The organism is Marinobacter goseongensis (genome assembly GCF_023156235.1).
In the GTDB taxonomy this organism is placed as follows: domain Bacteria; phylum Pseudomonadota; class Gammaproteobacteria; order Pseudomonadales; family Oleiphilaceae; genus Marinobacter; species Marinobacter goseongensis.
On sequence record NZ_JAKZAI010000004.1, the window covers coordinates 150,285 to 172,326 of the forward strand.

The 22,042-nt window shown below is 59.5% G+C and carries 20 protein-coding genes and 1 riboswitch; of the genes, 19 read left to right on the top strand and 1 reads right to left on the bottom strand.

Annotated elements, in window-relative coordinates; genetic code table 11:
- The first annotated feature begins 226 nt into the window (after positions 1–226).
- The 19 genes from MLC70_RS04305 to MLC70_RS04395 all read left to right on the top strand — a co-directional run bounded on the left by MLC70_RS04305 (position 227) and on the right by MLC70_RS04395 (position 20,901).
- Positions 227–1,522, top strand: a complete 1,296-nt coding sequence (locus tag MLC70_RS04305) for an MFS transporter (RefSeq protein WP_248181839.1) — start codon at positions 227–229, stop codon at positions 1,520–1,522.
- Between the two features lie 357 nt (positions 1,523–1,879).
- Positions 1,880–3,766 carry a tRNA uridine-5-carboxymethylaminomethyl(34) synthesis enzyme MnmG gene (gene mnmG / locus MLC70_RS04310; RefSeq protein ID WP_248181840.1) on the top strand — a complete coding sequence of 629 codons (1,887 nt, stop codon included), beginning with the start codon at positions 1,880–1,882 and terminating at the stop codon, positions 3,764–3,766.
- Between the two features lie 9 nt (positions 3,767–3,775).
- Complete coding sequence (rsmG, locus tag MLC70_RS04315; RefSeq protein ID WP_248181841.1) at positions 3,776–4,420, top strand: 16S rRNA (guanine(527)-N(7))-methyltransferase RsmG; 645 nt, start codon at positions 3,776–3,778, stop codon at positions 4,418–4,420.
- 16 nt (positions 4,421–4,436) lie between these two features.
- On the top strand, positions 4,437–5,231 hold the full coding sequence (locus MLC70_RS04320) for a ParA family protein (RefSeq protein WP_248181842.1): 795 nt from the start codon (positions 4,437–4,439) through the stop codon (positions 5,229–5,231).
- Between the two features lie 50 nt (positions 5,232–5,281).
- Entirely contained in the window at positions 5,282–6,154 is an 873-nt protein-coding gene (locus MLC70_RS04325; RefSeq protein ID WP_248181843.1) for a ParB/RepB/Spo0J family partition protein, read from the top strand.
- A gap of 208 nt (positions 6,155–6,362) precedes the next feature.
- Positions 6,363–6,755, top strand: a complete 393-nt coding sequence (locus MLC70_RS04330; protein ID WP_248181844.1) for an ATP synthase subunit I — start codon at positions 6,363–6,365, stop codon at positions 6,753–6,755.
- Positions 6,756–6,770: 15 nt separating this feature from the next.
- The gene (gene atpB, locus MLC70_RS04335) at positions 6,771–7,625 is read left to right on the top strand and encodes a F0F1 ATP synthase subunit A (protein WP_248181845.1); all 855 of its coding nucleotides are present in this window, start codon (positions 6,771–6,773) and stop codon (positions 7,623–7,625) included.
- A 55-nt stretch (positions 7,626–7,680) separates the two neighbouring features.
- Positions 7,681–7,908 carry a F0F1 ATP synthase subunit C gene (gene atpE / locus MLC70_RS04340; protein ID WP_203299202.1) on the top strand — a complete coding sequence of 76 codons (228 nt, stop codon included), beginning with the start codon at positions 7,681–7,683 and terminating at the stop codon, positions 7,906–7,908.
- 94 nt (positions 7,909–8,002) lie between these two features.
- Complete coding sequence (locus MLC70_RS04345) at positions 8,003–8,473, top strand: F0F1 ATP synthase subunit B (RefSeq protein WP_248181846.1); 471 nt, start codon at positions 8,003–8,005, stop codon at positions 8,471–8,473.
- Between the two features lie 12 nt (positions 8,474–8,485).
- On the top strand, positions 8,486–9,022 hold the full coding sequence (locus tag MLC70_RS04350; RefSeq protein WP_248181847.1) for a F0F1 ATP synthase subunit delta: 537 nt from the start codon (positions 8,486–8,488) through the stop codon (positions 9,020–9,022).
- Between the two features lie 28 nt (positions 9,023–9,050).
- Entirely contained in the window at positions 9,051–10,595 is a 1,545-nt protein-coding gene (gene atpA / locus MLC70_RS04355; protein ID WP_248181848.1) for a F0F1 ATP synthase subunit alpha, read from the top strand.
- A gap of 66 nt (positions 10,596–10,661) precedes the next feature.
- Entirely contained in the window at positions 10,662–11,522 is an 861-nt protein-coding gene (gene atpG, locus MLC70_RS04360) for a F0F1 ATP synthase subunit gamma (protein ID WP_248181849.1), read from the top strand.
- A gap of 55 nt (positions 11,523–11,577) precedes the next feature.
- Positions 11,578–12,972: a F0F1 ATP synthase subunit beta gene (gene atpD, locus MLC70_RS04365; protein WP_248181850.1), complete on the top strand. Its 1,395-nt coding sequence runs from the start codon at positions 11,578–11,580 to the stop codon at positions 12,970–12,972.
- 35 nt (positions 12,973–13,007) lie between these two features.
- Positions 13,008–13,430 (top strand): F0F1 ATP synthase subunit epsilon, encoded by a 423-nt coding sequence (locus MLC70_RS04370; RefSeq protein WP_248181851.1) that lies wholly within the window; start codon positions 13,008–13,010, stop codon positions 13,428–13,430.
- A 166-nt stretch (positions 13,431–13,596) separates the two neighbouring features.
- Entirely contained in the window at positions 13,597–14,964 is a 1,368-nt protein-coding gene (glmU, locus tag MLC70_RS04375; protein ID WP_248181852.1) for a bifunctional UDP-N-acetylglucosamine diphosphorylase/glucosamine-1-phosphate N-acetyltransferase GlmU, read from the top strand.
- A 43-nt stretch (positions 14,965–15,007) separates the two neighbouring features.
- A complete protein-coding gene (gene glmS / locus MLC70_RS04380; protein WP_248181853.1) occupies positions 15,008–16,840 on the top strand; it encodes a glutamine--fructose-6-phosphate transaminase (isomerizing) in 1,833 nt (610 codons plus the stop codon).
- A gap of 90 nt (positions 16,841–16,930) precedes the next feature.
- Positions 16,931–18,436 carry a sodium/proton antiporter NhaB gene (gene nhaB / locus MLC70_RS04385; RefSeq protein ID WP_248181854.1) on the top strand — a complete coding sequence of 502 codons (1,506 nt, stop codon included), beginning with the start codon at positions 16,931–16,933 and terminating at the stop codon, positions 18,434–18,436.
- 85 nt (positions 18,437–18,521) lie between these two features.
- A complete protein-coding gene (locus MLC70_RS04390; RefSeq protein WP_248181855.1) occupies positions 18,522–20,009 on the top strand; it encodes a SulP family inorganic anion transporter in 1,488 nt (495 codons plus the stop codon).
- A 40-nt stretch (positions 20,010–20,049) separates the two neighbouring features.
- Positions 20,050–20,901: a universal stress protein gene (locus tag MLC70_RS04395; RefSeq protein ID WP_248181989.1), complete on the top strand. Its 852-nt coding sequence runs from the start codon at positions 20,050–20,052 to the stop codon at positions 20,899–20,901.
- A gap of 1 nt (position 20,902) precedes the next feature.
- Here the strand turns inward: MLC70_RS04395 and MLC70_RS04400 are convergent, their stop codons facing one another.
- Positions 20,903–21,622, bottom strand: a complete 720-nt coding sequence (locus MLC70_RS04400; protein ID WP_248181856.1) for a DUF3047 domain-containing protein — start codon at positions 21,620–21,622, stop codon at positions 20,903–20,905.
- 110 nt (positions 21,623–21,732) lie between these two features.
- Positions 21,733–21,929, top strand: a riboswitch (cobalamin riboswitch).
- Positions 21,930–22,042: the final 113 nt, after the last annotated feature.

Here is a 22,042-nt window from a genome sequence, read left to right on the forward strand (position 1 = left end):
CGTAAAGCCATCCTGGCCGTTGGTGATGACGGCGAATCGGGTCTATAAATACCCGGACCGCCGTGCTGGTTTTCATTTTCCACCGCGAGATTCGTGCCAACCGTCGAGATTTCGTCACGATCATGGGGTTAAAGGCGGCAGTAATTGGCCAAGGTGCCCCGGGTCACCAAAGATCGCACTTCAGTGGGGCACGTTGCCGCCCGGGTGCACTAGAACAGGACTGTTTATGACCCAACACAGCCAGTTCCGATTGCTGGGCCAGCGGCGTTTTCTGCCGTTCTACCTGACCCAGTTTTCCGGCGCCTTCAATGACAACCTCTACAAGAACGCCCTGTTGCTGCTGGTCACCTACAGTGCCGGAGGGCTGATGGGCCTGTCCGTGGACGTGGTGGTTAATTTCGCCGCATTTCTGTTCATCCTGCCGTTCTTCCTGTTTTCCGGCATGGCGGGCCAGCTGGCGGACAGCCTGGAGAAATCCCGCATTATCCGCGCGGTGAAACTGCTGGAGATCGGCATTATGGCCACGGCGGCGGTCGGGCTGTGGTTTGGCTGGTACGAGTTGCTGCTGGTGCTGCTGTTCCTTATGGGCACGCAATCCACCTTCTTCGGGCCGGTCAAATACGCCATCCTGCCGCAGGTTCTGGAGGACGACGAACTGGTCGGGGGCAACGCCCTGGTGGGCATGGGCACCTTTGTGGCCATACTTCTGGGCACCATCGCCGCGGGAGTGCTGATGGGATTCGAAGCAGCCGCCCGGCTGACGGCCATTGGTGTTCTGGCCATGGCGATTCTCGGCTATCTGGCCGCGCGGCAGGTGCCGGCCACCGATAACCGCGGTGCCGCGCCGAGGGAGCGTTTGCGCCCGGTGAAAGAAACCTGGCGTCTGATGACCCTGGCCGCGGAGCAGCGCCCGGTTTTGTTGGCGATCCTGGCGATTTCCTGGTTCTGGTTCCTCGGCGCGGCCTATCTCACCCAGTTTCCCAACTTTGCCAAGACCAATCTGCTCGGGGATGAAACCGTGGTGACCCTGTTGCTGGCCATTTTCACCATCGGCATCTCCATCGGTTCCATGCTCTGTGAAAAGCTCACCGGCCATCACATCACCCTGAAGCTCGTGCCCTGGGGCGCTGCCGGGTTGTCGTTGTTCGGCGTGGATCTGTACTTTGCGGTGCCCGCGGAACCGGTGGCCAGCACCTGGTGGACGCTGGTGTCCGATCCGGTTTACCTGCGGGTGCTGCTCGACCTGCTCGGCATCGGCGTGTGCGGCGGTCTGTTCATTGTGCCGCTCTACGCCTTCATCCAGCACGAAACGCCCCGCTTCAAACGCGCCCGGATCATCGCCGCCCTGAACGTCATGAACGCGCTGTTCATGGTGGTCAGTGCGCTCACCGGCATTGTGATATTGGGCGTTCTGGGCATCGGAATTCCCGGATTCCTGCTGTTGTTGTCACTCGTCAACCTGGTGGTGGTGGTACTGGTGTGGCGGTTATCGCGCCGGGTGATCATTCGCTCTTGTGGATAAAGGTTTGAATAAACTTCGAACAAGGGTTGGATGAATAAAATTTACTACTTAGAAAACAGTGAGATAACATTGATTTCAGGCTGCATAATAAGTGTTCGTGGATGTGGATAACTTTCTTGAAAAGTTTTCTGAGAACCTGAATCCAAGCCTCTGAAAACGTAAAGGTTTCGGATTACACTTATGTCCTGAGCCGCATGGGGGCTGGCCTGATCGGCATGGCGCGGGTGCCCCGGGTTTTCCCCGCGGGCGATTCTGGTTAAAATTTGCACATTCCGACTGCAATTTGCCGGGCGAGGCGTTATACTCGCCGCCCTGTTTTTTATCCTTATTTTCAAGCCCGAATTCCCGAGGTGAGCTGTGGATTTTCCGACCCGTTTCGATGTCATTGTCATTGGTGGTGGCCATGCCGGTACCGAGGCCGCGCTGGCGGCTGCACGCATGGGTTCGCAAACCCTGCTGCTGACCCACAACATCGAAACCCTGGGTCAGATGTCCTGCAATCCCGCCATCGGCGGCATTGGCAAGAGTCACCTGGTCAAGGAAATTGATGCCCTGGGCGGCGCCATGGCCGAAGCCACCGATCGTGCCGGTATCCAGTTCCGGGTGCTGAACAGCCGCAAAGGCCCGGCGGTACGTGCCACCCGTGCCCAGGCCGACCGGGTGCTGTACAAGGCCGCCATTCGTCATACCCTGGAAAACCAGCCCAACCTGACCCTGTTCCAGCAGGCGGCGGACGACCTGATTGTGGAAAACGAGCAGGTCACGGGCGTGGTGACCCAGACCGGCATCCGCTTCAACGCCAGAACCGTCGTGCTGACCACCGGTACTTTCCTGGGTGGAGTTATCCACATTGGTATGGATCATCATTCCGGCGGCCGTGCCGGCGATGCACCGGCCAACGCCCTGGCCAGGCGATTACGGGAACTGCCGTTCAATGTGGGCCGGCTGAAAACCGGTACACCGCCGCGCATCGATGCCCGCTCGGTGGATTTTTCGGTGATGCAGGAACAGTGGGGCGACAACCCCACGCCGGTCATGTCGTTTGTCGGCAGCCGTGATCAGCACCCGGAGCAGGTGTGCTGTTACGTCACCCGTACGACCGAACAGACCCACGACATCATCCGCAGTGGCTTCGACCGTTCGCCGATGTTCGCCGGCAATATCGAGGGGATCGGCCCGCGTTACTGCCCGTCGATCGAGGACAAGGTCAACCGGTTCGCCGACAAGGACTCCCACCAGATCTTTGTCGAGCCGGAAGGCCTGACCACTCATGAGCTCTACCCCAACGGCATCTCCACCAGCCTGCCGTTTGATATCCAGCTGGCAGCGGTGCGGTCGATTCCCGGGTTCGAGAATGCCCACATCACCCGGCCGGGCTATGCCATCGAGTACGACTTCCTCAACCCCCAGGATCTGCGCCATACCCTGGAAACCAAGTTTATCCAGGGCCTGTACTTTGCCGGCCAGATCAACGGCACTACCGGTTATGAAGAAGCCGGCGCCCAGGGGTTGCTGGCCGGCATCAATGCCGCCCTCAAGTCCCAGGAAAAAGACGAATGGTACCCGCGCCGCGACGAGGCCTATCTGGGTGTACTGGTGGATGACCTCATCACCATGGGCACTTCCGAGCCCTATCGCATGTTTACCAGCCGTGCCGAATATCGGCTGATCCTGCGGGAAGACAATGCCGACCTGCGCCTGACCGACACCGGCCGCAAACTCGGCCTGGTGAATGACGACCGCTGGCAAAAGTTCAACGTCAAGCGCGAAGCCATCGCCGGTGAGCGCAGCCGTCTGGAATCCACCCGGATTCACCCCGACACCGACGCCGGCGAACGGGCCAACGGCTTTCTCAAGCAGCCGCTGACCCGCGACCAGTCGCTGGCGGAACTGTTGCGCCGGCCGGAAATCGGCTACCGCCATATTGCCGACATCGGTGCGGCGCAGGCGGAGGACCCGGTGGTGGCCGATCAGGTGGAAATCGAGATCAAGTACGAGGGCTACATCTCGCGCCAGACCGACGAGATCGAACGCCTGCGCCGCAACGAGCACACGGCCCTGCCGGTGGATCTGGATTACGACGCCATCGGCGGCCTGTCCAACGAGATCAAGCAGAAGCTCAAGACCGTGCGTCCGGAAACCGTGGCCCAGGCCTCCCGCATTCAGGGTGTGACCCCGGCGGCGGTGTCTCAGCTGCTGGTGCATCTGAAAAAGCGCGACCTGCTGCGCAAACAGACGGCCTGATCCGCGACCATGAGCAACGCACTCTGGCAACGCCAGCTCGAAACCGGTCTGGCGGCTATGGGCCTTGAGCTCGAGGCTTCCGCACAACAGCAGTTGCTGGACTTTCTGGCCCTGCTCAACAAGTGGAACGGCGCCTATAACCTGACCGCGGTGCGTGACCCCGGGCAGATGGTGTCGCGGCAATTGCTGGACAGCCTCAGCGTGCTGCCGTTTGTCACCACCGACCATCTGCTGGATGTGGGCGCCGGCGGCGGCCTGCCCGGCATTCCGCTGGCCATTGTGCTGCCGCAGAAACGGTTTACCCTGCTGGACAGCAACAGCAAGAAAACCCGGTTCCTTACCCAGTGTGTGCTGGAACTGGGCCTGCAGAATGTCGAGGTCATCCATGGCCGCGCCGAAAGCTGCGACCCGCAACGCTTGTTCAGCCAGATCAGCAGCCGGGCGTTTACCGCGCTCGACAACCTGGTGAGCTGGTGCGGCCATTTGCTGGCAAATGACGGTGAGTTCCTTGCCATGAAAGGCCAGTTTCCGGATGATGAAGTGGCTGCTCTGCCAGCCGGATGGCAGCTGACATCCCGTCATTCGTTGCAGGTGCCGGGCTCCGAGGGTGAGCGGCATCTGCTGACCCTGAGCCGGAACGCCCAACCCCAGTGATCAAAGGAGGCAAGACATGGCGCGCGTGATTGCAGTGACCAATCAGAAAGGCGGTGTGGGAAAAACCACCACCTGCGTCAACCTTGCTGCCTCACTGGCTGCGACCAAGCGGCGGGTGCTGCTGGTGGATATGGACCCCCAGGGCAACGCCACCATGGGCAGCGGTGTCGACAAGAATGCCCTGGAACTGTCCGGTTACGACATGCTGACCAAGCGCGCGCCGGCGTCAAAAGTGATCATCGCCGCCGAGGCCTCGGGATTCGACATCATGCCCTCCAACGGTGACCTCACCGCCGCGGAAGTGGAGCTGATGAACGAGATCGGCCGCGAGCACCGGCTGCGTCTGGCGCTCAACACCGTGCGCGACAACTACGACTACATTCTCATCGATTGCCCGCCGTCCCTGAGCCTGCTGACGGTGAACGCGCTGTCGGCCGCCGACACGGTGCTGATCCCGATGCAGTGCGAGTATTACGCGCTGGAGGGCCTGGCGGCATTGATGAACACCGTGGAACAGATCCAGGAAACGGTGAACCCCAATCTGCAGGTGGAAGGCATCCTGCGCACCATGTATGACCCTCGCAACAGCCTGACCCTCGACGTGTCCGGTCAGCTCAGCGAATACTTCGGCGACAAGGTCTACAAGGCGGTGATTCCGCGCAACGTGCGGCTGGCGGAAGCGCCCAGCTACGGCATGCCGGCGCTGAAGTACGACCGGGTGTCCAAGGGCGCGGTGGCGTACCTGGCGCTGGCCGGGGAAATGGTGCGGCGCCACGGCTCGCAAAAGACATCCACGGCCGTTGCCGTGTAAACTAGCTCACCTTTGCACACTGATTTTCATCGGGAAGAATGACAAACACCATGGCGGCGAAGAAACGAGGACTGGGTGAACGCGGGCTGGGCGCGCTGTTGCAGGGTTCCAGGGTCAATCTCGATCAGGAACTGAAAGACCACGACGGCGAACTCCGTGAAGTACCGGTGGATCTGATCCAGCGCGGGCGCTTCCAGCCCCGCCGCGATATGGACCCGGCGGCGTTGCAGGAACTGGCCGACTCCATTCGTCAGCAGGGTGTGATGCAGCCGGTGGTAGTACGCCCCATCGCCGAGGGCCGTTACGAACTGATCGCCGGTGAACGGCGCTGGCGTGCGACCCAGATGGCCGAGCTGGACAGCATTCCCGCCATCATCCGCGATGTGCCGGATGAAGCCGCCATCGCCATGGCGCTGATTGAAAATATCCAGCGCGAGAACCTCAATCCCATCGAAGAAGCCTTTGCCCTGCAGCGCCTGCAGGATGAGTTTGGTCTGACTCAGGCCCAGGTGGCGGAAGCGGTGGGCAAGAGCCGCACCACCATTACCAATCTGCTGCGCCTGATCAGCCTGACCGAAGACGTGCGGTTGATGCTGGAACACGGTGATCTGGAAATGGGTCATGGCCGCGCCATGCTGACCCTGCCGCCGGAACAGCAGATGCAGGTGGCGAAACAGGTGGTGGCGAAATCCCTGTCTGTGCGCCAGACCGAAGCTCTGGTTCGTCGCATCCAGCAGGAAACCCCGGACCGCAAAAAACGCAGCGGTGAGGTGGATCCGAACATCCGGGCACTGCAGGACGATCTGGCCGAGCGCCTGGGAGCGCGGGTCTCCATTGATCACGGTCAGCGGGGCAAGGGCAAACTGGTGATCGAGTACAGTTCCCTTGACGAACTGGACGGGATATTGGGCCATATCCGCTAGGGTTTGTGACAATTCATTCCAAAGTACCGTATGTCACTGAAACCACCACATGTCGTGACGGGGTTGGTCAGGAAGCACAATTTGTGTGAAAGTGCCGCGATCTGGCGTGAATTCTGGTTATTTTTCCACCAAAAATTCGTGCGGGTTGTGTTGAACACCTACCGGTTAACACATATAATTTTGCGCGCTTGGAATGACAGCAGGTGGTATGAGTAAAAACCGATCACGAATCACCCACCTGCCCCTGGCCCGGTGGCTCACCATCGAGTTTTCGCTGATCGTCATTCTGAGTCTTTTGTGGACCATTGAAAGTCGTTTGGCCGGTTATTCCGCCTTTGTCGGCGGTCTTATATTTGTCATACCAAACGCGTATTTTGCTCACCGGATGTATCGGTTTGAAGGTGCCCGAAACGCGCACCGGATGGTGGGCAACATGTTCAGGGCGGAAAGCATCAAGATCGCCCTTACCGCAGTGTTCTTTGCGGCCGTTTTCATCTTAATGGAGCCAGTACACGTACCGGCTCTGTTATTCACTTTTGCTGTGATGGTTATGATGAGTGCAGTGTTGCGCTTCCTCATCCGGCCGCAACCACAGCGATGACTGGACGAGAGCAGTATGGCAGCTGATACCCCAGTAGAGTATATAAAGCACCACCTACAGAACCTCACCTACGGAAAACTCCCGGAAGGCTACGAGCGCGCTGACGGTTCCCTTGTTGACGAGGCCACCTGGACGTTCGCACGTACCGCCCAGGAAGCCTCCGATATGGGCTTTATGGCTTTCCACGTTGATACCCTGGGCTGGTCCCTGTTCATGGGTATGCTTTTCCTCGGTATTTTCCGCTTCGCCGCGGCGCGGGCGACCACCGGCGTGCCGGGCGGTCTGCAGAACGTGGTAGAAATGACCGTTGAGTTTATTCAGGGTGTGGTCAGAGACGGTTTCCACGGACGCAATCCGCTGATTGCCCCGCTGGCACTGACCATCTTTGTGTGGATTCTGCTGATGAACTGTCTGAAGCTGATCCCGGTCGACTACATTCCCTCCATTGCCCACGCGCTGGGTCTGGAGTACTTCAAGATTGTACCCACCACCGACCCCAACGGTACCTTCGGTATCTCCATCGGTGTTTTCCTGCTGATCATTTTCTACAGCCTCAAGGTCAAGGGAATTGGCGGTTTCACCAAAGAGCTGTCCATGCAGCCCTTTAACCACTGGTCGCTGATTCCGTTCAACCTGTTCCTGGAAATTCTCGTACTTATCGTCAAGCCGATCAGCCTCGCGCTGCGTTTGTTTGGCAACATGTACGCCGGTGAGGTTGTCTTCATTCTGATTGCACTGCTGCCGCTGTGGATCCAGTGGACGCTGAACGTGCCCTGGGCCATCTTCCACATCCTGGTGGTGGTACTGCAGGCCTTTATCTTTACAACGCTGACTGTGGTATACCTCAGCGCGGCGCACGAAGATCACTGATTAAACGCTTTAATACACAAACCCTTAACTATCTGAGAAAACTGAGGAGTCTTCAATGGAAATGGTATTTATTGCAGCAGCGATCATCATCGGTCTGGGCGCTCTGGCTACTGGCATTGGCTTCGGCCTGCTGGGCGGCAAGCTGCTCGAGTCCACTGCTCGTCAGCCGGAAATGGCTAACCAGCTGCAAACCAAAACATTCATCATGGCAGGTCTGCTCGACGCGGTTCCCATGATCGGCGTTGGTATCGCGATGTACCTGATCTTCGTTGTTGCTGGTTAATCAGCCGAAAGATGCGGGCGCCACTTCACTGAACTGAGGTCGCGCCCGGTTCTCCGGACACCAGGACGCAACGAATAGCAAGAGGTACATTGCCGTGAATATAAACCTTACGTTGATAGGGCAATCGATTGCCTTCGCTATTTTCGTCTGGTTCTGCGTCAAGTATGTATGGCCGCCGATCACGGCTGCCATGGAAGCGCGCCAGAAGAAAATTGCCGACGGCCTTTCTGCCGCAGATCGCGCGTCACGCGATCTCGAGCTTGCGCAGGAAAAAGCCTCCAAGGAACTGCACAAGGCGAAAGAAGACGCTGCAGCCCTGATTGACCAGGCCAACAAGCGTGCCGCCCAGATTGTCGAGGCGTCCAAAGACGATGCCCGCAAGGAAGGCGAGCGGCTTATTGAGCAGGCCAGGGCGGAAATTCAACAGGAGCGTATTCAGGCTCGCGACGCACTGAGAGCAGAAGTGGCAGCACTTGCCGTTGCCGGTGCCGAGAAGATTCTGGAAACCTCTGTAGACGCCAAAGCTCACAGCGAGATGCTGGAAAAGCTGGCCGCAGAACTCTAAAAGAGGGTCATCATGGCAGAACTGACGACGTTAGCCCGACCCTACGCGAAAGCCGTTTTTGGCGCCGCGCAAGACCAGAAAGCCGTTGATCATTGGGATCAGGCGCTGGCTTTCGCTGCTCAGGTAGCGGCTGACCAAGAGGTAAAGAACATCCTGGCCAATCCTGGCCTGTCTGAGCAACGCAAGGCGGAACTCTTCGCAGACTGTTTTGAAGAGCCGCTGCCTGAAGCACTCAGAAACTTCCTGTTGATTCTTGCTGAAAGAAAGCGTCTGGCCCTGTTGCCGGAAGTTTCAGCCCTGTTCGCCCAGTATCGCGCGGATCTTGATCGCACGGTGAATCTGAAGGTGAACACGGCGTATGAAATGACCGCCGAGCAACAGCAACAGTTGATCGACGCACTGTCCAAAAAGCTGGAGCGCAAGGTTTCCCTGGAAGCCGCTGTCGATCAGTCTCTGATCGGCGGGGTAGTTGTTCACACGGGTGACCTGGTTATCGACGCTTCAGTCCGAGGCAAGCTGGCCAGAATGGCCAAGGCTCTGGGCTCCTGATTTCAGCACAAGGTTTGAGGACAAAGGCATGCAGCAACTGAATCCATCCGAGATCAGTGACATCATCAAGAAGAGAATCGAGAAGCTCGACATCTCTTCCGAAGCAAAGAACGAAGGTACGATTCTCTCCGTTTCTGACGGTATCGTACTGATCCACGGCCTGGCCGACGTCATGTACGGCGAGATGATCGAATTTGCCAACGGCACATTCGGTATGGCGCTGAACCTGGAGCGTGATTCCGTCGGTGCGGTGGTACTGGGCGACTACGAAGACCTGGCAGAAGGCCAGAAGGTTCGTTGTACCGGTCGTATCCTGGAAGTTCCGGTCGGTCCGGAACTGATGGGCCGTGTGGTTGACGGTCTGGGTAACCCGATCGACGGCAAAGGCGATCTGGGCACCTCCCTGACCGCCCCGGTCGAGAAAGTGGCCCCGGGTGTTATCGCACGTCAATCCGTTGACGAGCCGGTTCAGACCGGTCTGAAAGCGATCGACACGATGGTTCCCATCGGTCGTGGCCAGCGTGAGCTGATCATCGGTGACCGTCAGATCGGTAAGACCGCGGTCGCCATCGACGCGATCATCAACCAGAAAAACACCGGCATCAAGTGTATCTACGTTGCCGTAGGCCAGAAGCAGTCTTCCATCGCCGCCGTAGTGCGCAAGCTGGAAGAGCACGGCGCCATGGACCACACCATTGTGGTTGCTGCCGGTGCTGCCGACCCGGCCGCGATGCAGTTCCTCGCCCCGTACTCAGGTACCTCCATGGGCGAATACTTCCGTGACCGTGGTGAAGACGCTCTGATCATTTACGATGACCTGTCCAAGCAGGCCGTTGCGTACCGCCAGATTTCACTGCTGCTGCGCCGTCCGCCGGGCCGGGAAGCCTATCCGGGTGACGTATTCTACCTGCACTCCCGCTTGCTGGAGCGCGCGTCCCGTGTCAACGCGGACTACGTAGAGCAGCTCACCAATGGTGAAGTGAAGGGCAAGACCGGTTCGCTGACGGCACTGCCGATCATCGAGACTCAGGCTGGTGACGTGTCTGCGTTCGTACCGACCAACGTGATCTCCATCACCGACGGTCAGATCTTCCTGGAAACCAACCTGTTCAACTCCGGTATCCGTCCGGCGATGAACGCCGGTGTTTCGGTATCCCGGGTCGGTGGTTCAGCCCAGACCAAGATCATGAAAAAGCTCGGCGGTAACATCCGTCTGGCTCTCGCCCAGTACCGTGAACTGGCGGCGTTCGCCCAGTTTGCCTCGGATCTGGACGAAGCCACGCGGAAGCAGCTGGAGCACGGTCAGCGCGTCACCGAGCTGATGAAGCAGAACCAGTACAGCCCGATGTCCGTTGCTGAGATGGGCACCGTACTGTTCGCAGCTAACGAAGGCTTCCTTGACGATGTCGAGGTCAGCAGTGTGGTCAAGTTCGAAGCGCAGCTGATTGACTGGATGCGTGCCGAACAGAAAGACCTGCTCGACAAGATCGGTGCAGACGGCAATTTCAACGACGAAATTACCGCCGGCCTGAAAGCTGCTCTGGAGAAATTCAAGACCACTCAAAGCTGGTAAACCCGAGGCCCGCTGCGGCGGGCCCGTTGGTTCACATGAGTGTCTAACTTGAAAAGGCAGTGACTTATGGCCGTCGGAAAAGAAATACGTAACCAGATCGGAAGCATCAAGAGCACGCAGAAGATCACCTCCGCCATGGAAATGGTGGCGGCGAGTAAAATGCGTAAAGCTCAGGAACGCATGCAGGCAACCCGCCCGTATGCGGACAAGATGCGCCAGGTAATCGGGCACATTGCCAAGGCAAACCAGGATTACCGGCACCCGTTCATGCTGGAGCGTGACGTCAAGCGTGTGGGTTACATCGTGGTGTCCTCGGACCGGGGACTTTGCGGTGGCCTGAACGGCAACGTGTTCAAGCTCCTCGTGCGCGAAATGCGTGAATGGAAAAGTAAGGGTGTTGAGACCGACCTCTGTGCCATCGGGCAGAAAGGCGCCTCCTTCTTCCGCAACTACGGCGGAAACGTGGTCGCCGCGCTGACCCACCTGGGTGATAACCCCAGTGCAGAGCAGCTGATCGGTAACGTCAAGGTGATGCTGGATGCCTTCGAGTCAGGCAAGATCGACCGCCTGTACCTGGTCGGTAACCGGTTCGTGAACACCATGACGCAACAGCCGCAATCAGAACAGCTTTTGCCGTTGCCGGAAGGCGAAGATGAAGAAGTCGGTCACCAGTGGGATTACATCTACGAGCCAGATTCACGCCCCATCCTTGATGGGCTGCTGCCACGTTATATCGAGTCCCAGGTGTATCAGGGCGTGGTGGAGAACCTGGCTTGCGAGCAGGCTGCCCGGATGATTGCCATGAAGAGCGCGACAGATAACGCCGGCGACATTATCAGCGAGCTCCAGCTGGCTTATAACAAGGCGCGTCAGGCAGCCATTACGCAAGAAATTTCGGAGATTGTGAGCGGCGCGGCCTCGGTCTGACGCTGCCCACAGTCCTACTGGTTTTATTGACTATCAAGATAACGAGGAACCGAGCATGAGTAGCGGACACATCGTTCAGATCATAGGCGCGGTTATCGACGTGGAATTTCCACGTGACTCCGTTCCGGGCGTTTACGACGCACTGCTGCTTGAAGGTGGTGAGACAACTCTGGAAGTCCAGCAGCAGCTGGGTGACGGCATTGTACGTACCATCGCCATGGGCAGCACCGAAGGCCTCAAGCGTGGCCTGAAAGCAGAGAATACCGGCAAGCCGATTTCCGTACCGGTTGGTACCAAGACGCTGGGCCGGATCATGGACGTTCTGGGTCGTCCCATCGACGAACAGGGCGAGATCGGCGAGGAAGAGCGTTGGGGTATCCACCGCAAGGCGCCGGGTTACGCTGACCAGGCCGCGTCTGCCGACCTGCTGGAAACCGGCATCAAGGTTATCGACCTGATCTGCCCGTTCGCCAAAGGTGGTAAGGTTGGTCTGTTCGGTGGTGCCGGTGTTGGTAAGACCGTCAACATGATGGAACTGATCAACAACATCGCCAAAGAACACTCCGGTCTGTCGGTCTTCGCCGGTGTAGGTGAGCGTACCCGTGAGGGCAACGACTTCTACTACGAGATGAAGGACTCCAACGTACTGGACAAGGTAGCGATGGTTTACGGGCAGATGAACGAGCCCCCAGGAAACCGTCTGCGTGTCGCCCTGACCGGTCTGACCATGGCCGAGAAGTTCCGTGACGAAGGTCGTGACGTACTGTTGTTCGTAGACAACATTTACCGTTACACCCTGGCCGGCACCGAGGTATCAGCACTGCTGGGCCGTATGCCTTCCGCGGTAGGTTACCAGCCGACACTGGCCCAGGAAATGGGTGAGCTGCAGGAACGTATTACCTCCACCAAGAACGGCTCTATCACCTCCATCCAGGCGGTATACGTACCGGCGGATGACTTGACCGACCCGTCTCCGGCCACCACCTTCTCGCACCTCGACGCCACCGTGGTATTGAGCCGTGACATCGCTTCCAAGGGTATCTACCCGGCGATCGATCCGCTGGACTCTACCTCCCGTCAGCTGGATCCGCTGGTGATCGGCGAGCAGCACTATAACGTGGCCCGTGGTGTTCAGAACGTTCTGCAGCGTTATAAGGAACTGAAGGACATCATCGCCATTCTGGGTATGGACGAGCTGTCAGAAGAAGACAAGCTGACAGTATCCCGCGCCCGTAAGATCGAGCGTTTCCTGTCCCAGCCGTTCCACGTTGCTGAGGTATTTACCGGCTCTCCCGGTAAGTACGTGTCTCTGAAAGAGACCATCGCCAGCTTCGAAGGTATTCTCAACGGCGATTACGACGACATGCCCGAGCAGGCGTTCTACATGTGCGGCGGCATCGAGGAAGCGATTGAGAAAGCTAAGGCAATGAAGGCGAAGGAAGGTAAGTAACCTTTCTTCACTTTCTGACCCAAGAGGCGTAAGAAATGGCTATGACCGTACATTGTGACGTCGTAAGTGCCGAGGAAAAAATCTTCTCCGGACTGGTAGAAATGCTGACCGCTACCGGTACCGAAGGGGAGATGGGTATCCAGTATGGCCACGCTCCGCTACTGACCGCGCTCAAGCCCGGTTCCGTGCGGATCGTCAAGCAGGGTGGTGCTGAAGAAGTGCTGTACGTCTCCGGGGGTTACCTGGAAGTGCAGCCCAACATCATCACTCTGATGGCCGATACCGCTGTTCGCGCGAAGGATGTGGACGAAGCAGCGGCACTGGAAGCCCAGCGTGAAGCCGAGAAGGCACTGGCAAACAAAACGGGCGAATTCGAGTATTCCCGTGCCGCAGCCGAGCTGGCAGAAGCTGCCGCTCAGCTGCGCACCATCCAGAAACTGCGCAAGAACATTCGTTAACAGCGATTGCCAGTTTCGGGTTCGCCTGATCTGAAGCCGCATCCTGACGCGGATTGCAGGTTTCTTTCCGAATCGCTCGATTCGAGGGAAACCGGCAGTCTGCCAGGGACGCGGTTTTTTCGTTTATGCCTATCCAACCCGACCATAGAACCGGGGGTCTGTTGTTATGAGTCCGTTACACGTCGTTATCCTGGCCGCCGGCCAGGGTTCGAGAATGAAATCCGCGCTGCCGAAGGTCCTTCATGGCGTGGCCGGGCGGCCGATGCTGCATCACGTCATCGCCACGGCCCGTCAGCTCGGCGCCGAACAGATTCACGCGGTGATCGGACACGGCGCAGACCAGGTCAAGGCGGCTACTGCCGGCCAACCGGTCAACTGGGTACTGCAGGAGCAGCAGCTGGGCACCGGGCACGCGGTGGCCCAGGCGCTGCCGGACCTGCCGGACGACGCGCGGGTGCTGGTGCTTTATGGCGACGTGCCGCTGACCGGTGTGGATACTTTGGAAGGGCTGGTCTCCAGCATCGACAACGACACCCTGGGCCTGCTCACCGTCACGCTGGACAACCCGCAGGGCTACGGCCGGATTCTGCGGGATGAACAGCACCAGGTGACCGCGATTGTTGAGCAGAAAGACGCCAGCGAGACCCAGCTGCAGATCCGCGAGGTCAACACCGGCATCCTCGCGGTCTCCGCCCGCCGTCTGAAAGACTGGCTGCCGCAGTTATCGAACCGCAACGCCCAGGGCGAGTACTACCTTACCGATATTATTGCCATGGCCGTGGACCACGGTATGGCGGTGGCGGTGTCGCAGCCCGGGAATGCGTACGAGGTACAGGGGGTCAATAACCGCCTCCAGCTGGCGGAACTGGAGCGCTGGTATCAGCGCCGTGAAGCGGACCGGCTGATGACCGAAGGCGCTACCCTGGCAGACCCCGCCCGGGTGGATGTCCGTGGCAACCTGACCATTGGCAACGACATCCTGATTGACGTCAACGTGGTGTTTGAAGGTGACGTGGAGCTGGGCGACGGTGTGTCCATCGGCCCCGGCTGTGTGATCCGTGATGCCCGTATAGCGGCCGGCGCCGACATCAAGGCCTACTCCGTGATCGAAGGTGCCGAGGTGGGCCGCTTCGCCCAGGTCGGGCCTTATGCCCGGCTGCGTCCCGGCACCCGCCTGGCCGACGACACCAAGGTGGGCAATTTCGTGGAAACCAAGAAAGCCGTGGTTGGTGAGGGCAGCAAGATCAACCACCTGAGCTACGTGGGCGATGCCACACTGGGGCGTAATGTGAATGTGGGTGCAGGCACCATCACCTGCAACTATGATGGTGTGAACAAACACCAGACGGTGATTGGCGACGGCGTCTTCGTCGGCTCGAACACGTCGCTGGTGGCGCCGGTAAACGTTGCCGGGGGCGCGACCGTCGGTGCCGGGTCCACCATTACCCGGGACGTGGCTGACGGTGAGCTGGCCGTGGCCCGCGGGCGTCAGCGCAATATCGCAGACTGGAGCAGGCCGGTTAAAAAGTCCTGAACTATCCGGCAACACAGCAAATTTTCTGACAGGTGATGAACACATGTGTGGCATTGTAGGTGCGGTATCGGAACGTGAGGTGCAGGGTATTCTTCTGGAGGGCCTGCACCGCCTGGAATACCGGGGTTATGACTCCGCCGGTATGGCGATCATCGACGGCGATAACGCCGTGCATCGGGCCCGGGAAGTGGGCAAGGTGGCGGCCCTGGCTGATGCCATCAGCACCAAGGCACTGCAGGGTACCCTGGGCATTGCCCATACTCGCTGGGCCACCCACGGCGAGCCGTCAAAGCTCAATGCCCACCCCCACATGTCCGGCGATCGCCTGGCCATCGTGCACAATGGCATCATCGAGAATTACCAGGAGTTGCGGGACGAACTGAAAGCCGACGGCTTCGAGTTCACCTCCCAGACCGACACCGAGGTGGTCGCCCACCTGATCGAGAAACACTACCGCAGCGCAAGCAGCCTGATTGACGCGGTGCGTGCCGCTATCACTCGCCTGCGCGGTGCTTACGCCCTGGCGGTGATCCACGCCGACGAGCCCGACCACCTGATTGTATGCCGTGAGGGCAGCCCGCTGGTCATCGGCGTCGGCATTGGCGAGAATTTCATTGCCTCCGACCAGCTGGCGTTGCTGCCGGTCACCGACCGTTTCATGTTCCTTGAAGAAGGCGACATCGCCGACATCCGTCGTGACCGGGTGGTGATCCACGATCGGGACGGCCAGGCGGTGGAACGTGCGGTGACTCGTTTCGAACACGGTGCCGACTCCGCTGATAAGGGCGAATACCGCCATTTCATGCTCAAGGAAATCTACGAGCAGCCGCGGGTGATCAAAGCCACTATGGAAGGCCGGCTGACCAAAACCCGGGTACTGGAACAGGCGTTGGGCACCTCCGCGGAAAAGCTGCTGGAGAACGTGCGCCACGTGCAGATCATCGCCTGTGGCACCAGTTACCACGCCGGTATGGTGGCTCGGTACTGGATCGAAGAGCTGGCCGGCGTGCCCTGCTCCGTGGAGGTGGCGTCGGAATTCCGCTACCGCAAGCATGTGATCCAGCCCGACACCCTGTTCCTGTGCATCTCCCAGTCCGGTGAAACCGCCGATACCCTGGCCGCCCTGCGCCAGGCGAAGAAGGCCGGTTTCCGCGCCGCGTTGGCGATCTGTAACGTACCGGGCAGCTCGCTGGTGCGGGAATCCGATCTGGTGATCATGACCCAGGCCGGCCCGGAAATCGGCGTCGCGTCCACCAAGGCCTTCACCACACAATTGACCGCGCTGCTGATCTTCACCCTGGCGCTGGCCCGCCACAACGGCCTGAGCGCGGACACCGAAACCGAGATTGTTGCGGCCCTGCATCAGTTGCCGGGTCAGGTGGATCAGGTGCTGGCGCTGGATGGCGAAATTGCCGAGATGTCCAAAGCCTTTATGGACAAGCACCACAGTCTGTTCCTCGGCCGTGGCTCCCAGTTTCCGGTGGCCCTGGAAGGCGCACTGAAGCTGAAAGAGATTTCCTACATTCACGCCGAAGCCTACCCGGCCGGTGAGCTCAAGCACGGCCCGCTGGCGCTGGTGGACAGTGAAATGCCGGTGGTCACGGTGGCGCCCAACAACGATCTGGTGGAAAAGCTGAAATCCAACCTGGAAGAAGTCCGCGCCCGCGGCGGCCAGCTGTTCGTGTTTGCTGACAAGGCAGCCGATGTGAAGCCCCAGGACGGCATCCACGTGATGCAGATCCCCTCGGTGCACCCGATTACCGCACCCATCGTTTACACCATTCCGCTGCAGCTGTTGTCCTACCACGTGGCGGTGCTCAAGGGCACCGACGTGGACCAGCCGCGGAACCTGGCGAAAAGCGTCACCGTAGAGTAGGAAAGAAAAGAGGGTCCCGCTGACACGTTACCTCAGCGGGACCCGGTTTGTGCTGCTGGTTACCCGCCCGATCACTCAGAAGATATTGTAATGCCCAACACGGTCATCTCAGGTTTCACCCACAACTTTCTCGGCAAGGCACCGGTCTGGTACAAGCAGATCATCCTGCTGTTCCTGGTCATCAACCCCATCATGCTGGCGGTATTCGGCCCGGTGGTTACCGGCTGGTTGCTGATCGCTGAGTTCATCTTCACCCTGGCCATGGCGCTGAAGTGCTATCCGTTGCTGCCCGGCGGCCTGCTGGCCATCGAGGCGTTACTGATCGGTCTCACTACCCCGGATGCGGTGTATCTGGAGGTGCTCACCAACTTCCCGGTGATTCTGCTGCTGATGTTCATGGTGGCGGGCATCTACTTCATGAAAGAGTTGCTGCTGGTCACCTTCACCCAGATCCTCGTCGGCGTGCGCTCCAAGTCGGCGTTGTCACTGCTGTTCTGTGCGGCGGCGGCGCTGTTGTCGGCGTTTCTGGATGCCCTGACCGTGACCGCGGTGATCATCAGCGTGGCGGTGGGCTTTTTCTCGGTGTACCACAAGGTGGCGTCGGGCAAGGGCTACCAGCACAAGGACCACAACGCCGGCAGCGACGACCACGTGATCGAGCTGCACCGGGAGGATCTGGAGAACTTCCGCGCGTTCCTGCGCAGCCTGCTGATGCACGGCGCCATCGGTACCGCCCTGGGCGGCGTGGCCACCATGGTGGGCGAACCCCAGAACCTGCTGATTGCCAAGGTGGTGGGCTGGGATTTTGCCGAGTTCTTTCTGCATATGGCGCCGGTCAGTGTGCCGGTGCTGTTTGCCGGTCTGCTCACCTGCTGGCTGCTGGAGAAACTGCGCTGGTTCGGCTACGGCGGGCGGTTGCCCAAGCCGGTGCGCCGGGTGCTGGAGGAGTTTGCCGATAACGAGCGCAACAAACGCACCAAAGCCGATCAGGCGGCGCTGTGGATCCAGGCCATTGCCGCCCTGATTCTGGTGGTGGGGCTGGCGTTCCACCTGGCGGAAGTGGGGCTGATCGGCCTGCTGGTGATCATCCTGATCACCTCGTTTACCGGCATCACCGATGAACACCAGATCGGCAAGGCCTTCCAGGAATCCCTGCCGTTCACCTCATTGCTGGTGGTGTTCTTTGCCATCGTGGCGGTGATTCATGAACAGCACCTGTTCAAGCCGATCATCGAATACGTACTGTCGCTACCCGTGTCACAGCAGCCGGGCATGTTCTTTATCGCCAACGGTCTGCTGTCGATGATCAGTGACAACGTGTTCGTGGCCACCGTTTACATCAGCGAGATCAAGCAGGCGCTGGACGCCGGCAGCATCAGCTACGACCACTTCCAGACCCTGGCCATTGCTATCAACACCGGCACCAACCTGCCCAGTGTGGCCACTCCCAACGGACAGGCCGCGTTCCTGTTCCTGCTGACTTCCGCCATTGCACCGCTGGTACGGCTTTCCTACGGCCGCATGGTGGTGATGGCGTTTCCCTACATGATCGTGATGGGCTCCGTTGGCCTGTACATGGTCATCAATCACATCTGAACAGCTTGGTAATCTGCTCTCCGAAGGTCTCCGGGCCAGGCGGGGAGCATGCCATTCTGACGTACTGAAATAAGCGGAACTGTTTATGATCAAATCGATTCAAGACAACTGGCTCACCAACATACGCGGTGACCTGCTGGCCGGCATCGTAGTCGCGCTGGCGCTGATTCCCGAAGCCATCGCCTTTTCCATCATTGCCGGCGTCGACCCCAAGGTGGGCCTGTACGCATCGTTCTGTATTGCCGTCATCATCGCATTTGTCGGCGGCCGCCCGGGCATGATCTCGGCCGCCACCGGTGCCATGGCGCTGCTGATGGTCACCCTGGTGAAAGAGCACGGCCTGGAATACCTGCTGGCGGCCACTCTGCTGACCGGTGTGTTGCAGATTGGTGCCGGCTACCTGAAGCTGGGCGGGCTGATGCGCTTTGTGTCCCGCTCGGTGGTCACCGGTTTCGTCAACGCCTTGGCGATTCTGATCTTCATGGCTCAGTTGCCGGAGCTGACCAACGTTACCTGGCACGTTTACGCCATGACCGCCGCCGGCCTGGGTATCATTTACCTGTTCCCACTGCTCCCGGTCGTGGGCAAAATCCTGCCCTCACCGCTGATCTGTATCGTTTCGCTGACCGCCGTGGCCATGTTCCTCAATCTGGATATCCGCACCGTGGGTGACATGGGTGAGCTTCCGGATACCCTGCCGATCTTCTTATGGCCGGATGTTCCGCTGAACCTCGAGACGCTGATGATCGTCCTGCCGTATTCCGTGGCACTGGCCGTGGTGGGCCTGCTGGAATCGATGATGACCGCCACCATTGTGGACGACCTCACCGACACCACCAGTGATCGTAACCGTGAGTGCAAGGGCCAGGGCATCGCCAACATCGGCTCCGGCCTGCTCGGTGGCATGGCCGGCTGCGCGATGATTGGTCAGTCCATCATCAACATCAAGTCCGGTGGCCGCACCCGCCTGTCGACACTGACCGCCGGTGTGTTCCTGCTGGTGATGGTGCTGGTGCTCGATGCCTGGCTGGTGCAGATTCCCATGGCCGCACTGGTGGCGGTAATGATCATGGTGTCCATCGGTACCTTCTCCTGGGATTCCGTGCTCAACCTGAAAAAGCACCCGCTCTCCACCAACATCGTGATGGTGGTTACCGTGATTGTGGTGGTGGCCACCCACAACCTGGCGTTCGGCGTGCTGGCCGGCGTGCTGCTGGCGGCACTGTTCTTTGCCAACAAGATCGGTCACTTCATGATCGTCAGTTCCGACCTGGATGACGCCAGCGGAACCCGCACCTACCGGGTGGTGGGCCAGGTGTTCTTCAGCTCCTCCGAGAAATTCACCGCATCGTTCGATTTCAAGGAAGCGCTGGACAAAGTGGTGATCGACCTCAGCCGCGCCCACTTCTGGGACATCACCGCCGTCGGTGCGCTGGACAAGGTGGTGATCAAGTTCCGGCGTGAAGGTGCTGATGTCGAGATCCTCGGCCTCAACGAAGCCAGCGCCACCATCGTCGATCGCTTCGGTGTGCACGACAAGCCGGATGCGGTTGACCAGCTGATGGGGCACTGATATGACTGTTGAATCCGTACAAGACAGCAACGAGGTAACGATGACCCGGGTCGTAGCATGCATTGATGGTTCCCGAGCGGCCCAGGCCGTGTGTGATTACACGGCCTGGGCCAGCCACCGCCTGCAGGCGCCGGTGACGCTGTTTCATGTGCTGGATCAGGAGCGCTATCCGGCGGAAACCGATCTGGCCGGTACCATCGGCCTGGGCAGCCGCGAACACCTGATGGAAGAGCTGGCGGAACTGGACCAGAAGCGCAGCAAGCTGGCGCTGGAGCAGGGCCATCACATGCTGAATGCCGCCGAGGAGCGGGTAACCTCCCACGGCGTTGCAGACGTGATCAAGCGCCAGCGCCACGGTGACCTGACCGATTCTCTGCTGGCCATCGAGCACGAAACCCGCCTGCTGGTGATGGGGCTGCACGGCGAAACCAGTACCGAGCGCGATATTCACATCGGCAGCCAGCTGGAAACCGTGATCCGCAGCGTACACCGGCCGATCATGCTGGTTCCGGACGACTACGCCGAGCCCCGCAGCGCGATGCTGGCGTTCGATGGTTCCGCCACCGCGTTCAAGGGGGTGGAACTGCTGGCCAGCAGCCCGGTGTTCCGGGGTTTCCCGCTGCACCTGGTGATGATCGGACCGGACACCAACGATCGCTGGGAGCAACTGAAGGAGGCCGAGCGCCTGCTGGCGGCGCAGGGCTGCGAAGTGCACCTGGCGATTCGCGCCGGCGATGTGGAAAAAACCCTGCACGCCTATCAGGAAGAGCACGGCATCGACCTGCTGGTGATGGGCGCCTATGGCCATTCCCGCATTCGTCAGTTTCTGGTCGGCAGCACCACCACCAATATGCTCAAGACCGCGGAAAAACCTCTGGTGATTCTGCGCTAATTCAGCGGCCTAGTTCCAGATCCCCATACCAGGCGGTGGCCGACTCCCCGGTGTTGTCCGAGTCTGACATGATGGCCACACCCCGTATGGGGGGCGGATCCTCCCCGAACGCCGCGCGGTAATCCGCTACCAGATCCCGTTTCACCGTTACCCATTCACCGGCCTGCTCGTTACCCGAGGTCACGGCGATCATCATGGTTTCCTCCGAGTACGGGTTGGCCACGGTTTCTCCCCGTGGCAGCCGGTTGGCCCAGATGTAATTGATGGCATTGCCCGGCAGCTCCTCCCCGAACACGGTGGCCACGGTTTTGCGTTTGGCGCGCTCGAACCAGCTGGCTTTCTGCGGCTCGAACTCGAACGCCACATAGATGCGGGCAGGGTAGTCGTCGCCGGATTTCTTGCGGGCATCGCCCTGGTCAAAGACATTGGACACCTTCCAGCGCCACGTCAGCATCAGCGATTCGCCGGGCTCCAGATCCAGGCGGGCAATCAGGCCGGAGGCGCTGTTGTCGGTGCTGGCTTCGATCACCTGGGTGCCGTCTTCCTCCACCAGGCGATAGTTGGTGTGGCGATCAATCTTGGGGAATTCCAGCGGTTCCCAGCCATCGTCCAGATCCGCCATGGTGGAAAAGGGCGTGATGCGGGTGTCCGCCCAGACCCCGGCGGGCAGCGCGATGAGGATCCCCAGCGCCAGGGCTGTCAGCGAAAGCGGTCGGCTCATAATGTCCCCCTGTTGGTGATGGAAGCGTTACCCACAGTGACCTGTGTGTCGCTAAAAAGTGCCTTGTTGCGTCTGATATTCATGTATATAGTGTTCTCATCCTTGGTCAAATACCAGATGTAGTGTTTGTTTTGTAAACACGCCGACGGTATCGGGAATCCGGTGAAACTCCGGAACTGACGCGCAGCGGTATTGGGGAACAAGCGTGCACTATGACACTGGCAACCGCCGGGAAGTCGCCACGCAAGGCCGAACCACACGGTTCACGCCCCTGAGTCCGAAGACCTGCCAGGGAAAACAACTGCACCTTCGCGTATAAGGTGAGCAGAATCGTAGGTCGGATTAGCGCAAGCGTAATCCGACGATGCCCTCTACCCGATTCTCTGCCTGCGCGAAGGACATGGAAACCACGCGTATTCA